Raw genomic sequence first — 9864 nt, forward strand, 5'->3', positions numbered from 1 at the left:
CAATACCTAAAGGTATGTTCTGCGCGCAACAAAGCGGAATGAGACCACAGATGGGATGGCTGGAGGGGCAGATAGCCCTCATCACCGGCGGCGGATCCGGCATCGGACGCGCGGTCGCCACGCGCTTCCTTCGGGAGGGCGCCACCGTCGTCGTGCTGGATCGCGACGAAGAGCGCCTCGCTAGCCTCGAGGAGGAGCTCGGCTCCGGATGCGCGACCATAACGGGCGACGCAGCCAATCCGGACGTGGTCGCGCGCGCGGTCGGACTCGCGATGGAGCGTTTCGGCCGGATCGATGCGGCGATCGGCAATGTCGGCGTGTTCGACTGGCACAAGCGGCTCGATCGAATGACGGCCGCGGAGCTCGAAAAGGCGGCGAACGAGATGGTCGCGATCAACCTCAAATCTCACCTGTTCCTGACGCGCGAGGCCTATGGGCCGCTCAAGGCCAGCGGCGGCAGCCTCATCATCACCTGCTCCACCGCCAGCTTCCGTGGCGGCGGCGGCGGAGCACTCTACACCGCGACCAAGTTCGCCCTGCGCGGCTTGGTCTATCAGCTTGCCCATGAGTGGGCGCCGGAGGTGCGGGTAAACGGCGTCGCGCCGGGGGGCACCGTCACCTCCCTTTCGGGGCTCGACGCGCTGGGTTCGGCGGATCGGCGGGTCAACGGCGACGAACGCATCATCTCGGCGATCGGCTCGGCGACCCCGCTGGGCTTCGCCGCCGCGCCCGAGGATCATGCCGGACTCTATGTGCTTCTCGCATCGCGGGAGAATTCGCGCGGCATGACCGGAAGCATCATCGTGAGCGACGGCGGACTATTGGCCAGGATCTGAAGAGGGACAAATGAGCAGAAGCGCAATCGAACAAGCCGCACGGGAATTGCGGGAAGCCTATGGATCCGAACCGGTGGAGCCGATCCGCGAGCGTCTGCTCGAGAACCTCCCGGAGCTCGGCTACGAGGTTCAGGAGATCAACACGCGCTTTTGGGAGGCGCATGGGCGCAAGATCGTGGGGCGGAAGATCGGCCTCACTTCCCCGGCTGTCCAGTCGCAGCTCGGCGTGCATGAGCCCGATTACGGGATCCTCTTCAAGGACATGGAGGTGCCCGATTGCGGCCGCTTCTCCGCCGCGAGCGTCCATCAGCCGCGGGCCGAGGGGGAGCTGGCGTTCGGGCTCAAAGCCGCCCTTAACGATCCCGACGCGAGCGAAGCGGATGTGGAAGAAGCGATAGAGTGGATGGCGCCGGCCATCGAAATCGTCGGAAGCCGGGTACGCGATTGGCAGATCCGTATCGTCGACACGGTCGCCGACAACGCGTCCTCGGGCATGTTCGTCGTGGGGAGCGACCGCCGGACCTTTCGCCGGGCGGAGGCGGACGGGCTTTCCATGGAGCTTCTGGAGGATGACAGGGTCGTCTCGGCGGGAGCGGCGAGCGCTTGCCTGGGAAGCCCGGTGACGGCGCTCACCTGGCTTGCCCGAAAGATGGCGGCGGTCGGCCGGCCTCTCGGCGCCGGCGACCTTGTGCTGTCCGGCGCCTTCGGATCCCTCGCCCCGATGGCGTCCGGTCACCGCTACACGCTCAAGATGAGCGGTTTCGCGGAGCTGTGGATCGACTGCACCGACTAGCCTCGTTCGCGATCAACTCGAACCGAGCCACGAGCCTATTTTCCTTTCCGCGATTTTCTGGCCAGATCATCTGGCTAGAAACACTCCGAGCGGTTTCACTCCGCAGCTTCGAGCTCCCGGACCGCGGGGTTCTGGAAGGCGGCGAGGCTCTCTTCGCGCTCACGCATCGCGGCCGCCAGATTGCGTGCCTTGATGTGGCCGAAGCCCCGGATCGAGTCCGGGTAGGCGGCGAGCTTCACTGCGCGGTCGTGATTGGCCGCGTCGAGATCGGCGAGGATGCCGGATACCAGCTCCACATATTCCTCGATCAGCCGCCGCTCGGTTCGCCTTTCCGCGGTATAGCCAAAGGGGTCGAAGGGGGTTCCCCTCAGCACCTTCGCCTTCGCCAGAAGCCGGAACATGGGCAGCATATAGGAGCCGAAGGCCTTCTTGCGGGGATGGCCGGTTACCGGATCGCGCCGAGCGAGGAGCGGCGGCGCAAGGTGGAAGGACAGCTTATAGTCCCCGGCGAACTGCTCCTTCAGCTTGGCCTCGAACTCGCCCGACGTGTAGAGGCGGCCGACCTCATATTCATCCTTGTAGGCCATGAGCTTGAAGAGGTTACGGGCCACCGTCTCGGCAAGCAAGGTCGACGACGGCATCGCCCGCGCCTCGGCGGCGCGGACATCCTCGACGCATTGTTCGTATCTGCGGGCGTAAGCCTCATTCTGATAATCGCGCAGAAACGCAACGCGCCGCGCGACCAGTTCCTCGATGGAGGAGGAAAGACGCGTGCAAGCGGGCGCGCGCGACTCCTCCTCGCGCCCGAGCAAGGACTGGAAGGCGGTGGGATCCGACACGGCCAGGCGGCCCAGGCGGAGCGCCTGCAAATTGAAATCCACCGCCACGCCGTTGAGGCTGATCGCCCTTTCCACCGCTTCCAGCGACACCGGAAGCAGCCCCCGCTGCAAGGCCGCGCCGACGATGAACATGTTGGTCCCGATGCTATCGCCGAGCAGCTGCGTCGTCACTCTGGTGGCATCGATGAACAGCGAGCGGCCTGGCTCCAGCACGGCTTTCAGCCGCTCGAGGATCCTGTTGCCCTGGAAGTCGATGCTGTTGTTGATCGTGAAGGCGGCGGTGGCGGTCAGGTTCTGGTTCACGATGCCCACAGTCGATCCGGGGCGAAGCAGGCTCATCGCTTCACCCCCGCCTGCCGTGATCATATCGCAGCCGAGCAGCAGATCAGCCTCGCCACATGAGATGCGTGCTGCCGACAGACGGGACGGATCGCTTACGATCCGCAGGTGGCTGGAGACGGCGCCGTTCTTCTGCGAAAGGCCGGTCTGATCGATGACACCACCGGCCTTGCCCTCGAGGTTCGCCGCCATGCAGAGGATAGCGCCAATCGTTACCACGCCGGTCCCGCCGATGCCCAGGATCAGGACCGCGCGGTCTTCGTCCACCGCAGGCGGAGGGTTCGGGATGGTCAGATTGGACAGATCGAGAGCGCTGCCTGCCTTGCGCTTCCTCAACGAGCCGCCCTTGACCGTCACGAAGGACGGGCAAAAGCCCTCAACGCAGCTGAAATCCGTGTTGCAGCTCGACTGATCGATCACCCGCTTCCGGCCGAATTCCGTTTCGAGCGGCTGGACGCTGACGCAGTTGGATTTCACCGAGCAGTCGCCGCAGGCTTCGCAGACGAGGTCGTTGATAAAGGCGCGCTTGAACGGTGCCGGCTGGGCGGCACGCTTTCCCCGCCGCCTCTTTTCCGCGGCGCAGACCTGATCGTAGATGATGACAGTGACGCCGTTCGTCTCGCGCAGCTCGCGCTGCACCAGCTCCAGCTCTCCGCGTGGCCGCACGGCGACGCCCGAGGGAACGGGTGCGCCTTCATATCGGCCGACATCGTCAGCCACGATGACGATCTTTTTCGCACCTTCCTGAAGCAACTCGGATGCCATCTGCCAAGGCGCCAGCTGACCCTCGATCGGCTGGCCACCGGTCATCGCCACGGCATCGTTGTAGAGAAGCTTGTAGGTGATGCTGACCCCGGCAGCGATTGACGCGCGGATCGCAAGGAAGCCCGAATGATAATAGGTACCGTCACCAAGGTTCTGGAAGACGTGCTGCTGGTCCGTGAAGGGGGCGATTCCAATCCAGTTGGTGCCTTCACCACCCATCTGAACCGGCCAGAGATGGGGCCGGTGCGGCATGAATGCAGCCATGGCGTGACAGCCGATTCCCGACAGGGCGATCGACCCCTCAGGCACCTTCGTCGAACTGTTATGGGGGCAGCCGGAACAGAAGAAGGGCATGCGTGCGAATTCGGTCGCCGGACCGGCAATGTCCTGCATGCGCTGGCTCAATTCCGCGTAGCAGGCCCGGAGCGGCTCGTCGACCAAGCCAAGCTCCTCCAGGACGCGCATCAGGGCTTCCTGGATGAGCGGCGGATTGAGCTCATTTACCTGCAGGAGGAGAGGCCGCCCGGATGCGTCCACCTTTCCGATCAGCTGCGGACGGCGATCCGCCGGCTCGTGGAAGAGGATCGTCGCGACCTGCGGCTCGATGAACGCCCGCTTCTCCTCGACCACCAGGACCTGGCGGTGACCGGCACAAAATTCGCGCATCGCGAGAGGCTCCACGGGCCAGGTCATCGCAAGCTTGAGAACGCGAATCCCGAGAGCCTCCGAGCGCCGCTCGTCAAGGCCGAGCGCATTCAGCGCCGACATGACATCGAGCGCGGCCTTGCCCGCCGTCACGATTCCCAGCGTGCGGCGCGGGCTGTCGCGCAGCACCCGATCGAGCCGGTTGCGGCGGACGAAGGCCTGGGCGGCGGGCAGCCGGAAATCCACCGTCCGCCTCTCCATCGAGAGCGGAGTTTCGCCCCTGATGATGTTGAGCCCCTCCGGCGGCCGCTCGAACTCCTCCGGTAATGCCCATGTGCGGGCGGGATCCATGAGATCGACGACCGCGGTGGCGTCGGCCGTGTCGTTGACGCATTTGAAGCCGGCCCAGAGTCCGGAATAGCGGGAAAGGGCGAAACCGAAGGAGCCGTATTCGAGGAAATCCGCCACTGAAGCCGGGTAAAGGACTGGGATCAGTGCCGCGACCAGCGCCTGCTCCGACTGATGTGACGTGGTGGACGACTTTGCCGCATGGTCGTCACCGGCATAGACCAGCACGCCTCCCGCGGCCGATGTGCCGGCAAAATTGCCGTGCTTCAACGCGTCTCCCGCACGGTCGACGCCCGGCCCTTTGCCGTACCAGGCCGCAAAGACACCGTCATGCCGGGCTCCGGGGAAGAATCCGACCTGCTGGGTGCCGTAGATTGCCGTCGCGGCAAGCTCCTCATTGACTCCCGGCTTGAACACGATCCCGTGCTCGTCGAGCTGGCGCTGCGCGGCCCACAATGCCGAATCGAGCGAGCCGAGGGGCGAGCCCCGATAACCCGAGATGAATCCCGCAGTCCGCAGGCCATGACGAGCGTCGGAGCGCCGCTGGTCGATCAGGATACGGCTGAGCGCCTGGGTGCCGGAGATCATCACCCGCCCCTCTTCCAGCCCGAACTTATCCTGGAGTGTCACATCGCGCAGCATGGTGGCCTCTTCTTTCCTCTTGAGGAGCTACCATTCGCATGGGTATGGTAGCAAGAGGGATGTGCATATCAGGAAAGGATCCGACGCTGACCAAGGGAGAAGAGCTGAAGCGCAACTGGCTGCTGCTGCTCACCGCGCTCCTCGGCGGTGCGATGCTTCCGATCCCGATCTATTCGGTTAGCCTGTTCATGGAGTCGTGGGGCCGCGAGTTCGGCTGGTCGCGTCCTGAAATGGGTCTCGCGAACAGCAGCTTCACCATCGCCATGGTCGTCGCAGCCCCCATTACCGGCCGCCTGATCGACAGGTTCGGGTCGCGGGCGCCCGCGATGATCTCGCTCCTGCTCCTGGCCGGCATGTTTGCCGCAACCTCGCTGGTGAACGAGCAGATCTGGACGCTGTATGCGGCCTACGCCCTCCTCGCCTTTGCCGGGTCCGGGACGTCGCCGATCGCCTTCACGAAGACCGTCTGCGCCTATTTCGAACGGGCACGGGGCCTCGCCCTCGGCATCACGGTGACGGGCACCGCGCTTGCGAGTCTGCTGACGCCGCTCGTCGTGGCGGCGACCATCGAGAATTATGGCTGGCACGGAAGCTGGATCGCCTTTTCCCTTCTCTCTCTCGCGCTCTTCCCGCTCCTCTTTCTCGGTTTGAAGGATCCGGCGAGACCGACACCCAGAGGGGCCGGAGATGAGGAAAGTCCCGCTGCCCCGCTCGCCGGCCGTTCCCTCTCCGAAGTGGTGCGAACCCGCGGATTCTGGCTGATGGGCGGCGGCTTCTTCCTCACCAGCACCGCCATCCTCGCCGCCATCGCGCACATGACGCCGATCCTGCGCGGTAGCGGCCTCAGCACCGAAGCGGCGATCCTCCTGCAGTCTCTGATGGGCATTGGCCTCATCTTCGGCCGGCTGCTGTGCGGATATATCGTCGATAGGGTCTTCGCCCCGCTGGTCTTCCAGATGATCTGCGCGATGGGAGCCGCCGGCTTCCTCCTGCTCGCTCTGCAGGGGGGAGCCGTGACTTCCGCGATCGGCGTCGTTCTCGTCGGCGCCGCCATGGGGGCGGAGTACGACCTCGTCGCCTATCTCGTTTCGCGCTATTTCGGCATGGCTCATTACGGCCGCATCTATGGCTGGCAATATGCATTCACGATGCTCGGAGGCGTGGCCGGCCCCTTCATCATCGGCGGCCTTTACGCCGGGACAGGCGACTATCTGGTCTACCTGCTGCTGGCTGCCGCCATGCTGGTCATTGCCGCCTTGCTTCTGAGGGGGCTCGGCCCTTATCCGAGGAGCTTCGACGCCTCATGATGCAAGCCCCGCTCTGAGGCGCGGCTTGGGCCTCACACCTGGAGGGCTATCCAGGTCGCTTGGGCCGCCGCGACGAGGCGTCCGTCCTCGCCGTGTATCGCCGTGCCGACCTGGTGCTTGCGCCCGTCGCTCTCGATCCGCCATCCGCTGACGACGAGCGTATCGCCGACCCGCGGACGCTCGTCGATGCGCGCCGTCATTCTCCCCAATATCGCCAGGTCGACCCGATCCTCGATGGCGAAAAAGCCGGCGCAATCGAGACCCGCCCAGAGATATTCGATATCGACCCGGCCCGCTCCGTCGCCAAGGCTGGGATGGGCTATCCAGGGCGCGGCGACCATCTTCCGGCCCTCGACAGGCCCGGTAAAGATGCGAAGGCCGTCGCCCTCCGGCGTGTTCGTCCCGCAGACGAAGCAGTCCGGCACCGGATGCTTATGATAGCCGCTGAAGCGCGCGCTCGCGGCCTCGGCCTCGGCCATCGTCGGGGGCGGCGGCACTTCGAGGACCAGCGGCGCCCGTGCGGCGGATGCGACGAGGTCATTTCCATCCATCAGCGCGGCTTCCCCACCCTCGATCGTGATCCGCATGTCGTGATCGAGCGGGGTCCGGCGACGCAATGTGACAACGCAGTTCGAACCGCCAAGTTCGCGGGCAAGCAGGCCGGCGACATAGCCGCCATTCCCGCTCCCGCTCGGCCCCTGGAACCGATTTGCGATCCTTATCGATTTTTCGTGCATCGCCCTGCCTACGCTCGCCGTGCCTTTTCATCGGCTGCAGGAACGGCTACCATTCGCATCCGTATGGATCAAGGAGGTGCTGGTGGAAGGCTATCGACGGGTCGTGACGGGCGCGGATGCGCAGGGAAGATCGCGTATCGTTGCGGATGAGCAGGTTAGGCCGACCGCCTTCCAGCAGACCCCTGGCTTCCGGACCACCTTCCTGGCGGCGACTCCTCCCGCTATTTCCGCAAACGCCAACGCCGCCCGGCCGAACGTTGCCGAGGGCCCCATCGTCCCCGCCGCCGGAGGAGCAAGTTTCGTCATCATCGACTTTCCGCCCGACGCGGTGATGTCTGCGTCCGACTTCGATCCCGCGGCAGCAGGTCAGGAGATGCTGGATCTCCTCCCCGGCTTTGCCGAGGCCTTCGATCCCGAGGCCCCGGGAATGCACAGAACGCCGAGCATCGACTATGCCGTCCTGCTCGCCGGTGAGCTGTGGCTCGAATTGGGCGACGGCAGCCTCACGCGGCTGAGCGCCGGCGACTCGGTAGTCCAGAACGGAACGCGGCACGCCTGGCGCAACCGTTCGGTGACCACAGCGACCCTCGCCGTCGTTCTAACGGGCGCTCCCGAAATCACTTGATCGACGTCTTAGACACCGTCGCCCCCCACTTCTGCCATTCGGGGTGCGGGTCGCGGTGCTCATAAGCCTTCCCGATGTCATCATCACGAAGGCTCCGCGCCCATTCTCGGCACCTACCTGACAGCTGGCCCTGTCTTAAGGGTGGGGCGTGGGGCGCAGGCGGCGCCGCGCGTCGGGGTGACCGTCGCCTTGCTCTGTGTCGCCTTCTTTCTGCTGCCGCAGCCCAAGCCACGCTACAAGCCTGGAGAGGAGCCGGACGCGGAGGCGGTGACGGATGAATAGCTTTAACCAAACATGCATGAATCGAAGCGGCTGCCGAACAGGCCGTTGTTCGTAGTGTCCGCGAGCGTCGTCTCCAGCACGTAGGGTGCCAACGAGGCACCGAGTCCGGCTCCAACACTTTTTTGGCTGTGCATCTCGCGGGGAAGGTCCGGGCGGTTCCATCGTTCGGGTGTCCGATCTAAGTCCGCTGCGTTCAATGGAGCCATCTTCATGCCTCAAGCTTCCGCCTCCGCGCCGCCTGTCCTCTTCTCGTCTGATGCGTCCTTCCGTGAATGGTCCAGCGCTTTCCCGACTGGGTTCGTGCTCGATCTTCGCGCCAACTTGTCCCCCGAGTACATTATGCTGCACAAGCCGACCTGCCGACACATCGCGTATCCATACCATCATGGCGCCTCGACGGAGCGCGGCTATCGCAAAGTTGGCGCCCTGACCGTCGCTGAGCTAGCGGGCTGGATCTCTGCTAACCTTCCGGATGCACGGTGCATCACGGCGGCGTGTAAGTCGTGTGCTCCGGCGCACGACGAGGCCGACTTGATCGTCTCTGCCATCGGCGTTGCCCTATTCGACACGACCGCTGATGAAGATGTGCGAACGCGCGTCCTTCGATCGATCGTGGAGCGGCGAGGCCAATCCAGATTCCGAAGTTCACTTGTTGAAGCTTATTCCGCAAAATGTGCGATTAGCGGTTGTGAGGCGTAAGCGGTCTTAGAGGCAGCTCATATCACCTTATCGAGGTGACCCCAACGACGATGTCAGGAACGGCCTGTTGCTCCGCTCGGACCTGCACACCCTTTTCGACTTGATGCTGCTGTGGATCGACGAGCAGATGTGCGTTCGGGTCAGGCAAGATATGAAATCCACCGCGTAACGGGAACTCGACGGCAAGGCGCTGACGATGCCAGCTTCATGTGAGCACTGGCCAAGCCACGATGCGCTCAAAGCCCATCGGGAAGCAGCAAAGAATATGTAGCTTGGGCGCGGATCTGTGGCTCTCACTGTCCGGTCATTGGCATAGCTGACACAGCCACTCGCCACGACAAAATGTCCGCTACCCGGAAGCTCGCCGGCAGCGTCCGACGTCCGGCTTTGCCGCAAAGCAGTCATTTCGGTTGCGCAGGCTATGGCCTCCCCTGCTCGAGCATTTATGCCCTTGGTCGACTCGTCATGCGGAACTCGAATTCCAGGAACCTTGCGGAGAATCCGGGCTTGGATCGTCTTCGCAAAGCCCTTGTGTTTTGATGGAAAATTGCTGCTCGCCCCGAGATTGCAGCTGGGGGTATCGCCAGTTTCAAATGCTGCCGAAAATACGCCCACTGCTACCCACAGGAGGCTCCACGCTTCAGGCGAACCCATGCGGACGCATACGGCATCAAGCGGACTCGCGCGATGGCACCTCTGTTATTGTCGTCAGTGATTTGCATCCAAAATCCGGACGCATACAGATGCAAGCGCACAAAAGTGGGACTCGAACCTGGTAGCGGAGGAGGGATCCACGGGCGGACGTTAGTAGCTTGATTCTATGTGAAGATTTTTCGCCCGATACCCCCAGCCAGCCAAAAATACCCCCAACGGTACCCCCAATTCGAGTCCCTGCGCCAAACCGTTGTGGGATTAAGATGATGCGACTTGAACGGCGCGCAAGACCGTTGGAATGATCTGCCCCCCGCTGAGTGGCCCAGAGACTATGATAGTCTGGACCATGAAAG

7 protein-coding genes are annotated in these 9864 nt (G+C 63.8%); 5 read left to right on the top strand and 2 right to left on the bottom strand.

The annotated features are described in order from the left end of the window. The first annotated feature begins 38 nt into the window (after positions 1-38). Positions 39-836, top strand: coding sequence for an SDR family NAD(P)-dependent oxidoreductase (locus AX681_RS06870; RefSeq protein WP_197422056.1), 798 nt, complete (start codon positions 39-41; stop codon positions 834-836). Between the two features lie 10 nt (positions 837-846). Further along, a complete protein-coding gene (locus AX681_RS06875) occupies positions 847-1629 on the top strand; it encodes a 2-keto-4-pentenoate hydratase (protein WP_082738128.1) in 783 nt (260 codons plus the stop codon). A gap of 95 nt (positions 1630-1724) precedes the next feature. On the opposite strand, the gene AX681_RS06880 is transcribed toward AX681_RS06875, so the two are convergent. Further along, positions 1725-5207 (bottom strand): indolepyruvate ferredoxin oxidoreductase family protein, encoded by a 3483-nt coding sequence (locus AX681_RS06880; protein WP_066664472.1) that lies wholly within the window; start codon positions 5205-5207, stop codon positions 1725-1727. A gap of 38 nt (positions 5208-5245) precedes the next feature. On the opposite strand from AX681_RS06880, the gene AX681_RS06885 reads away from it, so the two are divergent. Further along, a complete protein-coding gene (locus AX681_RS06885; RefSeq protein WP_082738127.1) occupies positions 5246-6514 on the top strand; it encodes an MFS transporter in 1269 nt (422 codons plus the stop codon). 32 nt (positions 6515-6546) lie between these two features. On the opposite strand, the gene AX681_RS06890 is transcribed toward AX681_RS06885, so the two are convergent. Continuing rightward, positions 6547-7251, bottom strand: a complete 705-nt coding sequence (locus tag AX681_RS06890; protein ID WP_066664462.1) for a hypothetical protein — start codon at positions 7249-7251, stop codon at positions 6547-6549. Between the two features lie 82 nt (positions 7252-7333). On the opposite strand from AX681_RS06890, the gene AX681_RS06895 reads away from it, so the two are divergent. After that, entirely contained in the window at positions 7334-7876 is a 543-nt protein-coding gene (locus tag AX681_RS06895) for a cupin domain-containing protein (protein ID WP_066664496.1), read from the top strand. Positions 7877-8876: 1000 nt separating this feature from the next. Next, positions 8877-9026, top strand: a complete 150-nt coding sequence (locus tag AX681_RS23625; protein WP_082738126.1) for an HNH endonuclease signature motif containing protein — start codon at positions 8877-8879, stop codon at positions 9024-9026. Positions 9027-9864 lie beyond the last annotated feature (838 nt).

Origin of the sequence: Sphingomonas sp. CCH9-E2, from assembly GCF_001557215.1 — a bacterium.
GTDB lineage: Bacteria > Pseudomonadota > Alphaproteobacteria > Sphingomonadales > Sphingomonadaceae > Sphingomonas.